The sequence below is a fragment of the Pseudomonas sp. GD04058 genome, assembly GCF_029836855.1.
GTDB classification, from domain to species: Bacteria; Pseudomonadota; Gammaproteobacteria; order Pseudomonadales; family Pseudomonadaceae; genus Aquipseudomonas; species Aquipseudomonas bharatica.
Genome location: NZ_JAOECN010000001.1, coordinates 198,127 through 214,768, shown reverse-complemented (window position 1 = coordinate 214,768; position 16,642 = coordinate 198,127). Strand labels below are relative to the sequence as shown.

Annotated in this window: 12 protein-coding genes; 5 read left to right on the top strand and 7 right to left on the bottom strand. The window is 65.1% G+C overall.

All coding sequences use genetic code 11. The features are described 5' to 3' along the window. Positions 1-9: 9 nt before the first annotated feature. Positions 10-825, bottom strand: a complete 816-nt coding sequence (locus N7650_RS00915) for an ABC transporter ATP-binding protein (protein WP_279896583.1) — start codon at positions 823-825, stop codon at positions 10-12. After that, positions 822-2,417, bottom strand: coding sequence for an ABC transporter permease subunit (locus tag N7650_RS00910; protein WP_279896581.1), 1,596 nt, complete (start codon positions 2,415-2,417; stop codon positions 822-824). Before N7650_RS00910 ends, N7650_RS00915 begins: the two co-directional genes overlap by 4 nt. A 352-nt stretch (positions 2,418-2,769) precedes the next feature. Between N7650_RS00910 and N7650_RS00905 the strand changes: the two genes are divergently transcribed. Both N7650_RS00905 and N7650_RS00900 read left to right on the top strand, forming a co-directional pair. Further along, positions 2,770-3,792 carry an ABC transporter substrate-binding protein gene (locus tag N7650_RS00905; RefSeq protein WP_279896579.1) on the top strand — a complete coding sequence of 341 codons (1,023 nt, stop codon included), beginning with the start codon at positions 2,770-2,772 and terminating at the stop codon, positions 3,790-3,792. 208 nt (positions 3,793-4,000) lie between these two features. Further along, positions 4,001-4,906: a TauD/TfdA family dioxygenase gene (locus N7650_RS00900; RefSeq protein ID WP_009399527.1), complete on the top strand. Its 906-nt coding sequence runs from the start codon at positions 4,001-4,003 to the stop codon at positions 4,904-4,906. A 403-nt stretch (positions 4,907-5,309) separates the two neighbouring features. Here the strand turns inward: N7650_RS00900 and N7650_RS00895 are convergent, their stop codons facing one another. Further along, the gene (locus tag N7650_RS00895; RefSeq protein ID WP_279896576.1) at positions 5,310-6,926 is read right to left on the bottom strand and encodes an alkaline phosphatase family protein; all 1,617 of its coding nucleotides are present in this window, start codon (positions 6,924-6,926) and stop codon (positions 5,310-5,312) included. 142 nt (positions 6,927-7,068) lie between these two features. Continuing rightward, a complete protein-coding gene (locus N7650_RS00890; RefSeq protein ID WP_279896787.1) occupies positions 7,069-8,007 on the bottom strand; it encodes a LysR family transcriptional regulator in 939 nt (312 codons plus the stop codon). A 160-nt stretch (positions 8,008-8,167) separates the two neighbouring features. Here N7650_RS00890 and N7650_RS00885 point away from each other — a divergent pair, with 160 nt between their 5' ends. Together N7650_RS00885 and N7650_RS00880 are read left to right on the top strand one after the other, a co-directional pair. After that, positions 8,168-10,540 (top strand): TonB-dependent receptor, encoded by a 2,373-nt coding sequence (locus N7650_RS00885; RefSeq protein WP_279896574.1) that lies wholly within the window; start codon positions 8,168-8,170, stop codon positions 10,538-10,540. 66 nt (positions 10,541-10,606) lie between these two features. Beyond that, the gene (locus N7650_RS00880; RefSeq protein WP_279896573.1) at positions 10,607-11,950 is read left to right on the top strand and encodes an aryl-sulfate sulfotransferase; all 1,344 of its coding nucleotides are present in this window, start codon (positions 10,607-10,609) and stop codon (positions 11,948-11,950) included. A 25-nt stretch (positions 11,951-11,975) separates the two neighbouring features. Here N7650_RS00880 and N7650_RS00875 read toward each other — a convergent pair whose 3' ends face one another. Beyond that, a complete protein-coding gene (locus N7650_RS00875) occupies positions 11,976-13,484 on the bottom strand; it encodes a HAMP domain-containing protein (protein WP_009399532.1) in 1,509 nt (502 codons plus the stop codon). A 135-nt stretch (positions 13,485-13,619) separates the two neighbouring features. On the opposite strand from N7650_RS00875, the gene serB reads away from it, so the two are divergent. Beyond that, positions 13,620-14,831 carry a phosphoserine phosphatase SerB gene (gene serB, locus N7650_RS00870; RefSeq protein WP_064301507.1) on the top strand — a complete coding sequence of 404 codons (1,212 nt, stop codon included), beginning with the start codon at positions 13,620-13,622 and terminating at the stop codon, positions 14,829-14,831. A 76-nt stretch (positions 14,832-14,907) separates the two neighbouring features. Here the strand turns inward: serB and asd are convergent, their stop codons facing one another. Further along, positions 14,908-15,783 carry an archaetidylserine decarboxylase gene (gene asd, locus N7650_RS00865; protein ID WP_279896785.1) on the bottom strand — a complete coding sequence of 292 codons (876 nt, stop codon included), beginning with the start codon at positions 15,781-15,783 and terminating at the stop codon, positions 14,908-14,910. 3 nt (positions 15,784-15,786) lie between these two features. Beyond that, the gene (locus tag N7650_RS00860) at positions 15,787-16,596 is read right to left on the bottom strand and encodes a rhodanese-like domain-containing protein (protein WP_009399535.1); all 810 of its coding nucleotides are present in this window, start codon (positions 16,594-16,596) and stop codon (positions 15,787-15,789) included. Positions 16,597-16,642 lie beyond the last annotated feature (46 nt).

Genomic DNA, 16,642 nt, shown 5'->3' with positions numbered 1-16,642 from the left:
CACTCCTGTTCAGCAGGCAATGAAGGTCAAGGGCAGGTCGCGGATCTGCACCGGCGGCGGGGCCTGGTAGTGATCGTCGCTGGTCAGTTCGTGGAGCAGTTCTTCGCGCAGTTGGTGAAAGTCGAAACCGCTGCGCTGGCGCGGGTGCGGCAGGGTCACCTGAACCACGCGCTTGATCCGTCCCGGGCGCGGCTCCATCACCACCACCCGATCGGCCAGGAAAATCGCTTCCTCGACATCGTGGGTCACCAGCACCGTGGTGATTCTGGCCCGCTCGCGAATTGCCAGCAGTTCGTCCTGCATCTGCTGGCGGGTCAGGGCGTCGAGGGCGCCGAAGGGCTCGTCCAGCAGCAGGATGCGCGGGCTGGCCACCAGCCCGCGGGCAATCGCCACCCGCTGCGCCATGCCGCCGGAAAGCTGATGGGGATAGGCCCGGGCAAAGTCCTTGAGCCCCACCAGCTCGATGAAATCGCCGATCCGCCGCTGGCGTTCGGCGGCGCTCAATGGCTCGTTGACCAGGCCCAGGCCGATGTTCTCGGCCACGGTCAGCCAGGGAAACAGGCGATGCTCCTGGAACACGATGCCGCGTTCACTGCCGATGCCGCTGACCCGTTGGCCGTCGACCCGGATTTCGCCGCGGAACTCGGTGTCCAGGCCGATCAGCAGGCGCAGCAGGGTGGACTTGCCGCAGCCGCTGGAGCCGACGATGGCGACGAATTCGCCCTCGGCGATGTCCAGGTTGAATTCGCGGATCGCCTCCACCTCGCCACCGGCGACGGCGAAGGTCTTGCCCACGTGATTGAAACTGACCAGGGGTGCGTTCATGCGTGTCTCCAGCGGGTAGCGCGGGTTTCGAGTTGTAGGCCCAGGCGATTGAGCAGGGCCCCGGTCAAGCCCACCAGGAGCATGCCGGCCATGATCAGGTCCATGCGCAGCAGTTGCTGGGCGCTGATCATCTGACTGCCGATGCCGCCATTGGAAGGCATGAAGTATTCCGCGCCGATGGTGCCCATCCAGGCGTAGATCAGGCTGATGCGCAGGCCGGCGAAGATGCCCGGCGCCGCACCGGGCAACACCAGCCGGCGCAGCCGTTGCCAGAGGTTCAGGCGCAATACTTGGGCGGCTTCGGCCAGTTGCGGCGAGAGCTGGGCGACGCTGCGCTGGGTGGCGATGAACAGCGGGAAGAACGCGGCCATGGCGACGAACACCCACTTGGCCAGTTCCCCCAGGCCGAACCAGGCGGTGAGCAGCGGTACCCAGGCGAAAATGGCGATCTGGCGGAGGGCGGCCAGGGTCGATCCCAGCAGCCGTTCAGCGAGGCGCGACATTCCCAGCAGCAAGCCCAGGGCCAGGCCCAGCCCGCCGCCGAGGGCAAGGCCGCCAAGGGCGCGCCCCAGGCTCAGCCCCATGCCCCCCAGCAGGCTGCCGTCGCGCAGGCCGTCGACAGTGGTGCTTAGTACCAGCAGCGGACTGACCAGAATATTGGCGTCCACCCACTGCCCTGCGCTTGCCAGCTGCCACAGGGCCAGCAAGGCCAGGGGCAGCAGCCAGGGTTGCAGGCGCTGCCAGCCCTGATAGCGCGGACCACGGCCCAGGGCGGCGGTGGCCGGGTGCGGCCAGTGCACCAGTGTGCGGTCGAGCCAGCCGATACCGCGGTCCATGCCCACGCCGAGTACGCCGATCACCAGGATGCACACGAACACGATGTCCAGCATGAACAGTTGGCGCGCCCAGACCATCAGGTAGCCGATGCCTTCGCTGGAGGCGAGCAGTTCCACCGCCAGCAGCGAGGTCCAGCCGGTGGCCAGGGCCAGGCGCACGCCGGCCATGAACGCCGGCAGCGCGGCGGGTAACACCAGGCGCCGGATCAGCAGCGCGGGAGGCAGGCGCAGCACTGCGGCAGCTTCCCGCAGCCTGGGCTGGGCGTCGCGCACGCCCACCAGGGTGTGCACGGTCACGGGAACCACCACGGCCTTGACCAGCACGACCAGCTTGAGCATTTCGTCGATGCCGAAAAACACCATGAACAGCGGAATCCAGGCCAGGGTCGGAATCTGCGCCAGGGCGGCGAAGGTGGGGTAAACCAGCCGCTCCAGGCGCCGGCTGAAGCCCAGCGCCCCACCCAGCAGGGCGCCGGCGGCAATGCCGGCCAGGACGCCCCAGGCCAGGCGCTGCAGGCTGATCGCCAAATGGCCCCACAGCTCGCCCCGGCCCAGCTCCAGGGCGCTGCTCCAGACCAGCGCCGGAGCCGGCAGGATCTGCTCGCTCATCCACAGGTTGCGGCTGGCCAGCCACCACAAAACGAACAGGCTCAGGGGCAGCAGCCAGGGCAGCAGGCGCTGATGGATGGCGGGCCAGCCCGGGCGTCCGTTGGACGGTGCCGCCAAGGGCAGGCTGAGCAGGGAAACACGGGCCATGGATGACCTCCGTCGTCGGGTTCTGCATGGCATGGAACGATGGCGCAGGCGCTGGGCTTGCGGGCCTCCTGGCCAGCAAAGCGGCGCTTACGGTTTATTCGTTATGCTTCTAGTAAAGTTCTTATCGATACTATTAAGAGATAAGAAAAGCCATTTAAGGCTCCTTTACCGACACGCATCCAATGCATTTGAAGAATATTTTTCATGTGTCTCCTGCATATCCTCGGAAGCGTCCGTGATAGCTGGTTTATTCAATATGGTTATTAAAATGTGAATTTATAGTATTTAAATGTTCGTCGATTTCGTGCCTACCTTCTGCTCCTCACAGCCTTGGTCTTCAGGAGCCGCACCCATGAACCTTCCCTTCAAACGCGTAATCAGCTTGTTCGCCGCGCCGGCCCTGGCTGGGCTCCTGGGTTGCCTGCCGCTGCTGGCCCAGGCTGCCGAACTCAAGGAAATCCGCATCGCCGTGCCCGACCTCAGCGCCGGGACCCAGCACAGCGGTGGCGGGGTGGTGGATGTGCTGCGCCAGCAACAGATCTACGAAAAGGCCTTCGCCGACCAAGGCATCAAGATCCAGTGGAATTTCTTCAAGGGCGCAGGCCCGGTGATCAACGAGGCCTTCGCCAACGGCCAGGTGGACCTGGCCTATCTCGGCGACCTGGCGGCCATCATCGGCAAGTCCAATGGCCTGGATACGCGCTTGCTCAGCGCCTCGGCGCGTGGAATCAAACATTACCTGGGCGTGGTGCCGGGCTCCGGGATCAAGACCCTGGAAGACCTCAAGGGCAAGCGCGTGGCGGTGTTCCGTGGTACCGCTACGCAACTGTCGTTCGACGCGGCCCTGGCCAGCCGCGGCCTCAGCGAGAAGGACCTGAAAGTGGTCAACCTCGACTTCAACGCGGCGATTGCGGCCCTGGCGGCCAGGCAGATCGACGCCTCCTGGGGCAGCACCGGACTTTCGGCCCTGCGCAGCAAGGGGCTGGCCGAACTGCCCCTGAGCACCAAGGACCTGGGCGGTGCCGGCAGTGTGCAGAGCGTGCTGGTGGGCGCCGGCAAGTTTGTCGACGAGCACCCCGAAGCCGTGGCGAAACTGCTCAAGGCACAGCAGCAGGCCGTAGCGTGGCTGACCCAGGACAGCAACAAGGAAGCCTATATCCAGCTGGTGTCGGGCCTGGCCAGCTACCCGCCGGTGATCCTGCAGGAAGACCTCAAGGACCAGCGCCTGAGCGAGATCTTCCCCTCGACCCTCGACCCGGTGTTCCTCGGCAAATTGCAGGACTCGGTGGACCTGGCGGCCAAGGAACGCTTGATCCGCAAGCCGTTCAAGGTCGATGCCTGGGTGGCGCCGCAGTTGGCGGCTGCCGGTCTTTGAGCACCGGCCGAACGCCTGTTTCGACATGCTTTCCCGGCATCTGAAAAATAGTCCGAAGGTATTTGCGGCGAGTCAGGGCTGAAGCCTTAAATGGAAACTCTTATTCCGCAGGCGAAGCATCGATCTTCCAATTAGACGTAAAGTGAATATGGATAGATCAGTGTTTCGCGGCGGTTCCAACCGCAAGCAGTCGATGAGGGTGTATCTGATGAGCAATGCCGTCCTAGCCGTTGAACCCGCTGTCCATGCCCTTGATATCCACCCGGTGGCCGGTCGCATCGGCGCCGAGATCCGTGGCGTGCAACTGTCCGGCGAACTGGACGCCGCCACCGTGGACGCCATCCAGCAGGCGCTGGTGCAATACAAGGTGATCTTCTTCCGTGGCCAGGGTCATCTCGACGACCAGAGCCAGGAAGCCTTCTCGCAACTGCTGGGCGAGCCGGTGGCCCACCCCACCGTGCCGGTGCGTGACGGCACCCGCTACCTGCTGGAGCTGGACGGTGCCGAAGGCCAGCGGGCCAACTCCTGGCACACCGACGTGACCTTCGTCGATGCCTACCCGAAAGCCTCGATCCTGCGTTCGGTGGTGGCCCCGGCCTCCGGTGGCGACACCGTGTGGGCCAACACCGCCACGGCGTACAACGAACTCCCGGCAGAACTGCGCGAGCTGGCGGATCGACTCTGGGCGGTGCACAGCAACGAGTACGACTACGCCGGGGCCAAGCCCGACGTTTCGGCGCAGAAGCTGGAGCGCTACCGCAAGGTCTTCACCTCCACGGTGTACGAGACCGAGCACCCGATCGTCCGGGTGCACCCGGAGAGTGGCGAAAAGAGCCTGGTGCTGGGGCATTTCGTCAAGCGCATCAAGGGCTATTCCCAGGCCGATTCGGCGCACCTGTTCAACCTGCTGCAAAGCCATGTGACCCGCCTGGAAAACACCGTGCGCTGGCGCTGGAGCGCCGGTGACGTGGCGATCTGGGACAACCGCTCGACCCAGCATTACGCCGTGGACGACTATGGCACCCAGGACCGTATCGTACGCCGCGTGACCCTCAAGGGCGACGTCCCGGTGGGTGTCCACGGCCAGCGCAGCCAGACCATCAAGGGCCTTTGACCCGGAAGCCCTTTGACTCTTTGATTTGTGAGGAGCTTGTGGGGGGGGGCGCCCGGCCTTCAGGCTGCGCTGTCGAGCAGAGAACAGTTTCAAGGCACGACGCGTACCCTGTGGGGGTTTACCCGCGATTGCGGTGGTGTGGCCACTATTGCTATCGCTGGCAAGCCAGCTCCCACAGGTTCCTCGGCCAGCCGCAGGTTTTGTGCCCGACACGGTCACTGTGGGAGCTAGCCAGCGATTGCGGTGGTGCGGCCACGAGAGTAATCGCGGGTGAACCCGGTCCCGCAGGTTCCTTGGCCAGCCGCAGGTTTTGTGCCCGACACGGTCACTGTGGGTTTACCCGCGATTGCTATGATGAAGTCACCACCGCAATCGCGGGTGAACCCCCACAGGGCGGTTCGGCTTACCACACGCCGATCTGCACCAGCTTTTCGCTTTCCGGTTCGCCATAGCGGAAACGCTGGCCGCGCAGGTCGATCTCTTCATGGCTGATGGTGGTGCGGCGCTTCAGGCCGCGCAGCCACTCCAGCAGATACCCCAGGTGCTCTTCACGCACGGCGGCATAGGCCGGGTCGGCTCCCAGGTCATGGAGTTCATGGGGATCGTTGTCCAGGTCGAACAGCTGTGGACGCAAGCCGTCATAGGCCAGGTACTTCCAGCGCTCGCTGCGCACCATGGTCATGCGGCAACGGTCGATGGGCTGGCCCAGGCGCTCCCGGGCCGGGGCCTGGAAGGCATAGTCGTATTCGCTGATGGCGTAGCGGCGCCAGTCCGGTGTCGCACCGTGCAGCAGCGGGATCAGCGAGCGGCCCTCCAGACGGTGTTCGGCGCCCGGCAGGCCCAGGGCATCGAGGAAAGTCGGCAGGGCGTCGATGGTTTCCACCAGGCGCTCGTCCACACTGCCACGGCTGTTGTCCGCTGCCGCCCGCGGGTCGCGGACAATCAGTGGCACGCCCACCGCCGGCTCCAGCAGGAACTCCTTCTCTCCCAGGTAGTGGTCGCCGAGGAAGTCGCCGTGGTCGCTGGTGAAGACGATCAGGGTGTCGTCCCAACGGCCGTTGCTCTGCAGTAGATCCAGCAGCCGGCCCAGTTGGTCGTCCACCTGCTTGATCAGGCCCATGTAGGTCGGCACCACGTTCAGGCGCACTTCATCCCGGGAAAAATTCAGGCTCTCTTCATGCTGGCGGAAGGCGTGGTAGACCGGGTGGTCGCTGAGCTGCCCGGGTGCGGCGCGCACCGCCGGGATGACCTGGTCGGGGCCATACAGGGCGTGGTAAGGCGCCGGCGCGATGTAGGGCCAGTGCGGCTTGATGTAGGACAGGTGCAGGCACCAGGGCTGCTCGCCCTGCTCGTTTATGAACGCGATGGCGCGGTCGGTGGTGTAGACGGTTTCCGAGTGTTCCTCGGCGACCCGGGCCGGCAGGTGGGCGTTGCGCATCTTCCAGCCGCTGAGGATCTGCCCCTGCTCGCCGGCCCCGGCGTTGGCCCAGTCGTGCCAGGGGTTGACCCCGTCGTAGCCGAGCCCGCGCAGGTAGTGGGTGTAGGGCGCGGCATCGCGCTTATCGTCGAAGATCGGGTCGTCGGGGTAGATGCCGTCGTGACGCAGGTAGGGTTCGAAGCCGACCTCGTTGAGCGCCTCGGCCTGGGCGCTGTCGGGATCGATGGCCAGGCGTTGCAGGGCGTCGAGGTTGGGTGTGGCGTGGGTCTTGCCCACCAGCGCGGTGCGGATGCCGTGGGGCCGCAGGTAGTCGCCCAGGGTCAGTTCTTCCAGGGGCAGGGGCACGGCGTTCCAGGCCACCTGATGGCTGCTGACGTAACGCCCGGTGTAGGCCGACATGCGCGACGGGCCGCAGATGGTGCCCTGGGTATAGGCGCGGCTGAAGCGCACCCCGGCTGCGGCCAGGCGATCGATGTTCGGGGTGTGCAGGTGCGGGTGGCCGTAGCACGAGAGGTAATCCCGACGCAGTTGGTCGCACATGATGTAGAGCACGTTGCGCACGGGTGGAAGGCTATTGGACATGAGATTCACCGAAGGAAGGACAGGCGAGGTTTTTCGCCTTCGGCGGGGGCTTCCGGCAAGCGCATTTGCCGAATAGCCATGATGCGTTTCATGCAATGCGTGGCCGTGGCTCCACGGCGCCTGCCGGCGCTGGCAGGCCGGCTCAGACCGCGAGGTTGTCCAGGCTGCGTACTTCCTCGTCCTGCTCGTCGGTGCGCTTGATCTCGTCGATCATTGCCGCTGCCAGGGGCGACAGCCGGTAGCCGGCGCGGCTGACGATGCCGTAGCGGGTGTAGAGCTCTTCCAGGTCGTCGGCCAGGCCATCGACCTTCAGGCACACCAGTTCGCCCTTGGCGTTGTGCAACGCGTCGCTGTAGGAACCGGCGATGCCGATGGCGTCCGAGCGCAGTACCACTCCCAGCAAGCTGTAGCTGTTCTCGCACTCCACATTGGGCGTGAAGTCCGGCTTGCCGCTCAGGTCGACGATGACTTTGCGCAGATTCGGCGGGCGGATGGTCACCGCCAGCGGGTAGCTCATCAGTTCGCTGGCGCTGACGCTGTCGCGCTGGGCCAGCGGATGCCCGGCGCGGCAGCAGAAATGCCATTTGCGCGGGCGCAGGCGCTGGGTCAGGTAGTCCGGGTCGGCCTCGAAGTGGCGGGTGTCGGCAACGAAGAATTCGAACTCTTCACTGAGCAGGCGCTTGCTCAGGCTTTGCCAGTCATCCACCTGGAACTGCACCCGGGCCTTGGGGTAGCGCCCGATAAAGCTGCCGATGGCCCGGGGGATCAATCCCGAGGCCGGCGCCGGGCCGCAGCCGAAACGCAGTTCCCCCGCCTCCAGGCCATTGAACTGGCTGATCTCGTTGGCCATCTGCTGGGCGCCGCTGACCAGCCGGCGCGCGTGCTCCAGCAGCAACTGGCCCTGCTTGGTTGGCGCCAGGTCCTTGCGTCCGCGATCCACCAACTGGCAACCGACGCTGTGTTCCAGGGCCTGGATGCTGCGGCTGAAGGCCGATTGCGAAAGGTTTACCGCCGCTGCAGCCGCAACAAAGCTGCGCTGTTCGGCGATGGCGATGAAGTGTCGGAGCTGGCGAAGGTCGATATGCGTTTTTCACAAAAAAAATATCGGGGAAATGCATTGGCTATGCATTAGGTCGACTCCTTATAAAGGCAATCTCTTATGCAGTAAATATTTGTAAAAACATAAATAAATAACTTTAGGGAATATGCGGGGCCGTATATTTTCCCGCCAGGAGCCGCTCATGAGCCCGTTGTCACTCGCTTCACCTCTCTCGCCCCGGCGGCTCAAACGCCTGCCCCTGGCGCTGTTGTTGGCCGGCAGCGCAAGCTGGACGCCGACCTGGGCCGAAGACGCCCAGGCGCCGGATAACGCGCCGGTCAAGAGCAGCGCCAGCAAGGCCAAGGCCGACGATGGTCAGTTGCAGACCGTGACCGTGACCGCGCGGCGCCGCGAGGAAAGCTCGCAGAACGTGCCTACGCCCATGAGCGTGGTGGGCGGCCAGGCACTGGAAAGCCAGCGGGTGTATCGCATTCAGGATCTGCAGCAGTTGGTGCCCAGCGTCAACGTCGCCTACATGCATGCGCGCCAGTCCAGCGTGTCGATCCGCGGCCTGGGCAACAACCCGGCCAGCGATGGCCTGGAAGGCAGCGTCGGGCTGTACCTCGACAACGTCTACCTGGGGCGGCCGGGCATGGCGGTGTTCGACCTGATGGACATCGAGCAACTTGAAGTGCTGCGCGGCCCCCAGGGCACCCTGTTCGGCAAGAACACCACCGCCGGAGTGATCAATATCAGCACCCGCGCGCCGAGCTTTACCCCGGAACGCAGCATCGAGGCCTCCCTCGGCGAGGATGGCTACTTCCAGACCAAGGGCACTCTTTCCGGGCCGCTGAGTGATGAGCTGGCCGGGCGTATTTCCGCCTACCGCACCCGCAGTGACGGCGACATCAAGAACGAGTTCGACGGCCACGACCTGAACGGCGGATCGCGCCAGGGCTTTCGCGGGCAACTGCTGTACAAGCCCAATGAAAGCTTCAACCTGCGCTGGATCGGTGACTACAACGAAGAGGACTCCAGTGCCGGCACCCGGGTGCTGTACAGCACCGGGCCGACCATCAACGGCACCAACGTCTACGAGTCCCGCGCGGCGGCGGCCGGTGCGACACTGGTCAACGGCTCGCACCGCAAGGTCAACCTGGACAACGACCAGCATGTCACGGTGTTCCAGGGCGGCACGTCCCTGGAGGCCAACTGGACTCTGCCTAGCGATTTCACCCTGACCTCGGTCAGTTCCTACCGCTGGTGGAACTTCACCCCGCGCAACGACGACGGCCTCAATGTGCCGGCTACCTACAACGCCGGGGTTTCGGTGGAAGACAAGCAGTGGTCGCAGGAATTCCGCCTGGCTTCGCCCACTGGCGACGCCTTCGACTACGTGCTGGGGGCCTACTACTTCGGCTCCGACCTGGACAACAAGTCCTTCGCCTATTACGGGCCCCAGGCGGATATCTGGAACGGCACCCCGGCCGGTGCCCTGAGCAACGTCACCAGCATCGGCAACGGGCATATCCAGACCAACAGCTTCGCCCTGTTCGGCCAGGGCACCTGGCACCTGACCGAGCGCCTGGATTTCACCGCCGGGCTGCGCGGCACCTACGAGGAAAAAAGCGCCTGGGTCAGCCGCAACGCGCCGCTGGGGGGCGCGGCGGTGGCCGGTGCCGCCGCCAACGCCCGTCGCGGTCGTGCCGGGGCCTATGATTCCGGCGACCTCAACCAGTACAGCACCAGCCCTTCGGGCCTGCTCAACCTCAGCTACCGCTTCACCGATGACCTGCTGGGCTACGCCACCCTGTCCCACGGCGAGAAGTCCGGCGGGGTCAACCTGGTCGTGGGTTCGGCGCCGACCGCCGGCGCCGACTCGCTGCTGATCGGCACCGAGCGCGCCAACAACGCCGAGCTGGGGTTCAAGAGCACCCTCTGGGATCGTCGCCTGCAACTCAACGCCAACCTGTTCTGGACCCAGGTCAACGGCTACCAGACCAATGCCTACGACAACGCCAACCGCGTGCAATACCTGACCAACGCCGGTTCGGTGCGCTCGCGCGGGGTGGAAGTGGAAAGCACCCTGGTGCCGATCCGCGGCCTGACCCTGAACATCAACGGCTCCTATAACGACGTGCGCTACCTGTCCTACAAGGATGCGCCGTGCCCGCCGGAAGTCAGCCTGCGTCCGGGAGCGCCGGCCTCCTGCGACCTCAGCGGCCACCAGGTGGTCGGCGCCTCGAAATGGATCGGCAACGCCAACGGCGAATACAAATGGAACCTGGACAACGGCCTGGAGGAGTACGTCACCGCCAGCTACGCCTTCCGTTCCAAGGCCGTGGGCACCGTGGAAGATTCCGCCTACGGGCAGATTCCCAGCTACGCCGTGGTCAACCTTTCCACCGGCCTGCGCGGCAACTACGAACAGGGCCAGTGGGATGTCTCGCTGTGGCTGAAGAACGCCTTCGACAAGACCTACTACACCACCCTCTGGACCGCCGGCAACGGCGGTTACGAAGGCCTGCCGGGCACCCCGCGCACGCTTGGCGTAACGGGCCGCTACGACTTCTGAAACCCGGCTTCACGCCCCTCGCGCCGGGTCTGCCGGCGCCTTTCGACCTGAACAGGAGTACTCGCCATGCTGCGCGTCAAATCCGCTTTACCCTTGCTGATCACCGTCACCCTGCTGGCTTCGGCGGTGCAGGCCGCCCCCAGCGTCTATCCCACCGGCGTGACCCGCTACGATCCGGCCAAGGCCTATAACCAGTACGTGATCTTCAGCGGCGCCGATAAAAAGACCCACCTGATCGACATGAACGGCAACGAGGTGAAGCAGTGGCCGCAAGCCGGTTTCCCCTCGGCGATCATCGATCCGCAACTGGTGGGCGGCGAGCGCGGCCGGGTGCTGCTGCAACTCAAGGACAAGGAGCCCGGGCCCCTGGGCTCGGCCGGCAACGGCCTGGGCAACCAGAGCGTCGGCGAGCTGGACTGGAACGGCAAGGTGCTCTGGCAGTGGGGCGACCAGGCCCCGGGTGGCGCTGCCCAGCAGCACCACGACCAGCGTCGCCTGAGCAACGGCAACACCTTGGTACTGGCCAATAAGGTGCACAAGGTGGCGGGGTTCAAGGTGCCACAGGTGATCGATGATGCAATCTATGAAGTGAGCCCGGACGGCCAGGTCAAATGGCAGTGGCTGGCCTCCGAGCACCTCGGGGAGTTCGGCTTTACCCCGGCGCAACTGAAGCTGGTGTACGGCACCGACAACCCGGACTACCTGCACATCAACAACCTCAGCGTAGTGGGGCCCAACCGCTGGTTCGACGGCGGTGACAAACGCTTCGCCCCGGACAACCTGCTGATCGATTCGCGCAACGCCAATTTCATCGCCATCCTCGACAAGCACAGCGGCAAGGTGGTCTGGCGCCTTGGGCCGAACCTGGCGCCGATCAACCCCAGGACCGCAGCCAAGGTGCCGCGCCCGGTGGACCAGTTCGTCGGCCAGCATGACGCCCACATCATTCCCGCCGGCTTGCCAGGGGCCGGCCACCTGCTGGTGTTCGACAACCAGGGCAGCGCCGGGTACCCCTCGGTGCCCCTGGGGCTGATCGCCGGTTCCCGGGTGCTGGAGATCGACCCGATCAAGAATGAAATCGTCTGGCAATACAGCGCCGCCAATTCCCGGCAGCCGGGTTGGGCCTTCTACAGCTCGTTCATCAGCAGCGCCCGGCGTTTGCCCAACGGCAACACGCTGATCGACGAGGGCATGAACGGGCGCTTCTTCCAGGTCACTGCCAGCGGCGAAATCGTCTGGGAATACGTCAGCCCCTACCTGGGCAACGCACCGGGCAGCGAGGCCATCAGCAACTGGGTGTACCGCGCCTTGCCGGTGAACTACGACTGGGTGCCCGAAGGTACGCCGCGGTCGGAAACCGCGGTGAGCGTGCCGGAGTCGGGGCTGCAACAGGCCAGTACGGGGATTTGATCCCGCACTGGCCGCATTGCAGCTATCAGTTCTTCACCTGGCGCTCATGCATGCGCGCCAGTTGCCGTTCCAGCATCGATGGATAAGGCTCCATCAAGCGCTCTACGCAGCAGGCGCCCTCGGGACTGGCAATCGGACGAATCCGCGCACGCTGGCGAATCAGCGCGTCATCGCTGATCCTGCGTTCCACCAGCAGCAGGTTGCGGCTGTGCTGCGAAAGGGCCAGGGCATCCTGGGCCTTTTCGGTCAGCAGCAGGTCGATCTGGCTCAGGCCATGCAGGTCTTCGCCCAGGGCGAGGCCCAGTTGCAGTTGCAGGGTGATGCCGCTGTCGGCCACCTCCACCTGCAAGGCATGGCCGAGGGCGCGGAGCAGCTCGCCGCAGCAGATGGCATTGGTCAGGTAGTCGTCGCCGCTGTCCTGGCTGTGGAACAGCAACAGGGTGCTGCCATCGTTGAGGGTCTGCACCTCGCCTTCGTACAGCGAGGCGGCCTGGTCCAGGCAGTCGCGGTAGCGCTCCAGCAGCTCGGTCAGGCGTGCGCGGGGCAGGCGGCGGAGTTGCTCCTGCGAGCCCAGCTGCACGGCGAGCACGGCGCTTTTGCCGGGTTCGCGCGCGGCGGCGGACTTGTTGGCGAGCGGGCCGGGAGACGGGGCGACATCGTCACGCAGGTCGGCAAAGGCGTCGTCGTCCTCGTCTTCTTCGGCTTCCACCACGCGCTTGGGCGTACGCACCACGGCGGGCGCTTCATCGAAGTGCGGATCACGCAGGTCGCGTACCTCGAACGGCTCGGCTTCCTCTTCGAAATCGTCCTCGATTTCAGGCTCCGGCTCGACCGGCTTCGGCGGCGGGGCGAAACGTGAATGCAGCTGGCGGGCAAGGTCGCCGATCTCGTCCTGGCGCTCGGTGGCCGGCGTGTATTCGTCCAGGTCCCGCAGCCATACCCGCAGTTGCAGCAGAGGCGTGGAGATGAAGCGCCCCAGACGCAGGCTCATGGTCAATGCCAGGGCCAGCAGGATACCGGCAAGGATGCCCATGCTCTGCATGCTGATGGTCATCGGCTGCTGGAACTGGCTCATGTCCAGGCTGATGCGCAACTGCCCGGCAGTGACGTCCTGGAATGTGATCTTGGTCTGGTACAGGCCTTCGGCCTCGCCCAGCAGGCTGTTCTTCGGCCGCTGGCCGGCTTCGGCGAGGATGCGGTTGTCCACGCTGTAGATGGCGGCGTGGGCCACCAGCGGGTTCTTCACCAGGTTGCCGAGCAGCACGTTGAGGCTGAGGATGTCGTTGGACACCAGCAACTCGGTGGCCGAGGTCGCGGTCTGGGTGGTCAGGCTCTGCCCCAGGGCATCGGCCTGCTCGTGCATGGCTTCCTTGAACTGCAAACCCATCACGCAGGCGTAGATCACCAGCGCCAGGGCAACCAGGAAAATGTTGTGGCAGGCGATGCGCAGTGCCAGTGGCACGCGACGCTGACGCAAGGCACGGAAGATCAGCAGGAAGAAATTGTCGGTTTTGACGGGCGTGGGCCGGTTCACTGAGCGCGGCTCTTTATGACGGAGAAATTGCTGCGCAGTATAGCGAGCGGCCTTGAGACGGCAAAGCATCGACTGCGCCCGATGGTCCGCAAAAGGCGGTAGAATGCGCATTTTTTGCATGTCCTGGAGCCCGTCTTGCGCGAAATCGTCTTGATCAACATCACCGGTGAGGACCGTCCGGGCCTGACCGCAGCCATTACCGGCGTTCTGGCCCGTGGCGGTGTGAACATCCTCGATATTGGCCAGGCGGTGATCCACGACACCCTGTCGTTCGGTATTCTCGTCGAGATTCCCGGCACCGGGCAGGCTTCCTCGGTGCTCAAGGACCTGCTGTTCACCGGTTACGAACTGAACCAGCAGGTGCGCTTCACCCCGGTGTCGGAAGACGACTACCGCAACTGGGTGGCCAACCAGGGCAAGCCTCGGCACATCGTGACCCTGCTCACCCGCAAGGTCACCGCCGAGCAGTTGCAGCGTGTCAGCTCGATCACCGCCAGGTACGGCCTGAACATCGACCATATCGATCGCCTGTCCGGCCGGGTGGCGCTGGATACGCCAGCGGAGCAGGGCAAGGGCTGCATCGAGTTTTCCGTGCGTGGCGAGCCGGCCGATCCGCAGGCGCTGCGTGCCGAGTTCCTCAGCGTGGCCCAGGAACTCAACGTCGATATCGCCTTCCAGCAGGATTCGCTGTTCCGCCGCAACCGCCGCCTGGCGGTGTTCGACATGGACTCGACGCTGATCGAGGCCGAGGTGATCGACGAACTGGCCAAGGCGGCCGGTGTAGGCGAGCAGGTGTCGGAGATCACCGAGCGCGCCATGCGCGGCGAACTGGACTTCCGCGCCAGCTTCAAGGAGCGCCTGGCGTTGCTCAAGGGCCTGGACGTCAAGGTGCTCGACGACATCGGCGCCTCGCTGCGCCTGACCGAGGGTGCCGAAACCCTGTTCGCCGAACTCAAGCGCCTCGGCTACAAGACCGCCATCCTCTCCGGCGGCTTCACCTATTTCGCCAAGCAACTGCAGGCCAAGCTGGGCATCGACTACGTGTTCGCCAACGAGCTGGAAGTGGTCGACGGCAAAGTGACCGGCGTTGCCATCGAGCCGATCGTCGATGCCCAGCGCAAGGCCGATCTGCTGGTCGAGCTGGCGCGCAAGGAAGGCCTGCAGATGGAGCAGACCATCGCTGTCGGCGACGGCGCCAACGACCTGCCGATGCTGGCGATCGCCGGCCTGGGCGTTGCGTTCCGGGCCAAGCCGCTGGTGCGCCAGTCGGCCAGGCAGGCGATCTCCACCCTTGGCCTCGACGGCGTGCTCTACCTGCTGGGCATGCGCGACCGCGAAGGCGCCTGACCTTCGTCTCAAGGTTTTTCGTACAGAGCCTAAAAGCAACCGCCCCCTTGATCGGGGGCGGTTTGCGTTACGCGTCTCAGGCTTGCGAAGCCGCCGGCAGGGCCAGGCCCTGGCCCATGCTCACCGGCGAGCCGGCGCCAAGGCCCTCGGCCCACTTCACCTGATCGGGGCCGAACAGCACGATGGCGGTCGAACCCAGTTTGAAGCGGCCCAGTTCGGCACCTTTCTCCAAGTGGATCGGGGTACGCGAGGCCTCGTCGTAGCGGAAGGTCTTCAGCTCGCGCTTCGGCGGCGTTACCAGGCCGGCCCAGACCGTTTCGATCGAGGCAACGATCATCGCACCCACCAATACCACGGCCATCGGACCGCGCTCGGTATCGAACAGGCAGACCACGCGCTCGTTGCGGGCGAACAGTTCCGGGACGTTTTCCGCCGTGGTCTGGTTCACCGAGAACAGGCGGCCGGGGACGTAGATCATCTCGCGCAGGGTGCCGGCCAGCGGCATGTGCACGCGATGATAGTCCTTCGGCGACAGGTACACGGTGGCGAACTCGCCACCCATGAACGGCGCGGCATTGGCCGGGTCGCCGCCGAGCAGTTCCTGGGCGCTGTAGCTGTGGCCCTTGGCCTGGAAGATGCGGCCGTGCTCGATCGGGCCCAGTTGGCTGATGGCGCCGTCGGCGGGGCAGAGGATCGCCCCCGGGGTTTGGTCCAGCGGGCGCGCGCCAGGCTTCAGGGCGCGGGTGAAGAAGTCATTGAAGTGCTCGTAGGCGGTGAGGTCTTCCACCAGGGCCTGGGACATGTCCACCTGGTAGCGCTTGGCGAACCAGGCGGTGAAGGCGTTCTTGAACCAGCGCACGCGGCACTCGGCGACGCAGCCGGCCAGGTGCGAGAGCAGGTGGTGGGGCAGCAGGTACTGGCTGATGATGAACAAACGGGATTTCATTGGGATTCCTTAAACTTCGACGGGCGTGTCCGGGTGATTGCCCCATTCGCCCCAGGATCCGGCATACGCCTTGACCCTCGGGTAGCCCAGGTGCTTGGCCACCAGGTAGGTGAAGCCCGAGCGGTGGTGAGTCTGGCAGTGGGTGACCACTTCCTTGTCCTTGCTGATACCCAGCTGCTCGAGGATCTGCGGCATGTCCTTGCGGATGCGCAGGGCGTCGTTCAGGTCCATGCCGGCGGTCCACTCGAAGTTGACCGCGCCGGGGATGTGCCCGCCCTTGGCGGCGAGGACTTTCTCGCCGCGGTACTCGCCGGGGCTGCGCGCATCCCAGATCGCCAGGTCGGCGGCGCCCAGGCGGCTTTGCAGGTATTCGCGGGTGGCGGTGGGCTCGTCGTGCAGTTCCAGGCTGACCGGCGCGGTGCCAGGGGCCGGGACATCGGTGCTGAGCAGATTGGCCGGCCAGGCCTGCACGCCACCATTGAGGTAGTGGTAGCGCTTGTGGCCGATCACATCCAGCAGCCAGATGAAGCGCCCGGCCCAGCCGCCGCCTTCATCGTCGTAGACCACGTAGGTAGCGTCGGCGCGATGGCCCAGCTCGGCAAAGAGCTTTTCCAGCTCGGCCTTGGCCGGAGCCAGGCCGGGTGCCGGTGGCTGACCCAATTGCGTGCGCTTGGGATCGACGAAACGGGCACCGGGAAGATGGCCGCTGCCGTAGCGGTTGGCGCTGGTCAGGTCGACCAGGATCAACTCCGGCGAAGCGAGGCGCGGCTGCAGGTCTGCCGGTTCGATCACCAGGGGCAAGCCGGAAAAGTCAGTCATCCAGGAACTCCAGAGCGGAACAGAGGGTGGCGATTGTAGCGCAGGG

What these genes read in the sequence shown, in the direction of transcription:
- N7650_RS00915 (WP_279896583.1), bottom strand. Translation starts at nt 825, where the DNA reads ATGAACGCACCCCTGGTCAGTTTCAATCACGTGGGCAAGACCTTCGCC.
- N7650_RS00910 (WP_279896581.1), bottom strand. Translation starts at nt 2,417, where the DNA reads ATGGCCCGTGTTTCCCTGCTCAGCCTGCCCTTGGCGGCACCGTCCAAC.
- N7650_RS00905 (WP_279896579.1), top strand. Translation starts at nt 2,770, where the DNA reads ATGAACCTTCCCTTCAAACGCGTAATCAGCTTGTTCGCCGCGCCGGCC.
- N7650_RS00900 (WP_009399527.1), top strand. Translation starts at nt 4,001, where the DNA reads ATGAGCAATGCCGTCCTAGCCGTTGAACCCGCTGTCCATGCCCTTGAT.
- N7650_RS00895 (WP_279896576.1), bottom strand. Translation starts at nt 6,926, where the DNA reads ATGTCCAATAGCCTTCCACCCGTGCGCAACGTGCTCTACATCATGTGC.
- N7650_RS00885 (WP_279896574.1), top strand. Translation starts at nt 8,168, where the DNA reads ATGAGCCCGTTGTCACTCGCTTCACCTCTCTCGCCCCGGCGGCTCAAA.
- N7650_RS00880 (WP_279896573.1), top strand. Translation starts at nt 10,607, where the DNA reads ATGCTGCGCGTCAAATCCGCTTTACCCTTGCTGATCACCGTCACCCTG.
- N7650_RS00860 (WP_009399535.1), bottom strand. Translation starts at nt 16,596, where the DNA reads ATGACTGACTTTTCCGGCTTGCCCCTGGTGATCGAACCGGCAGACCTG.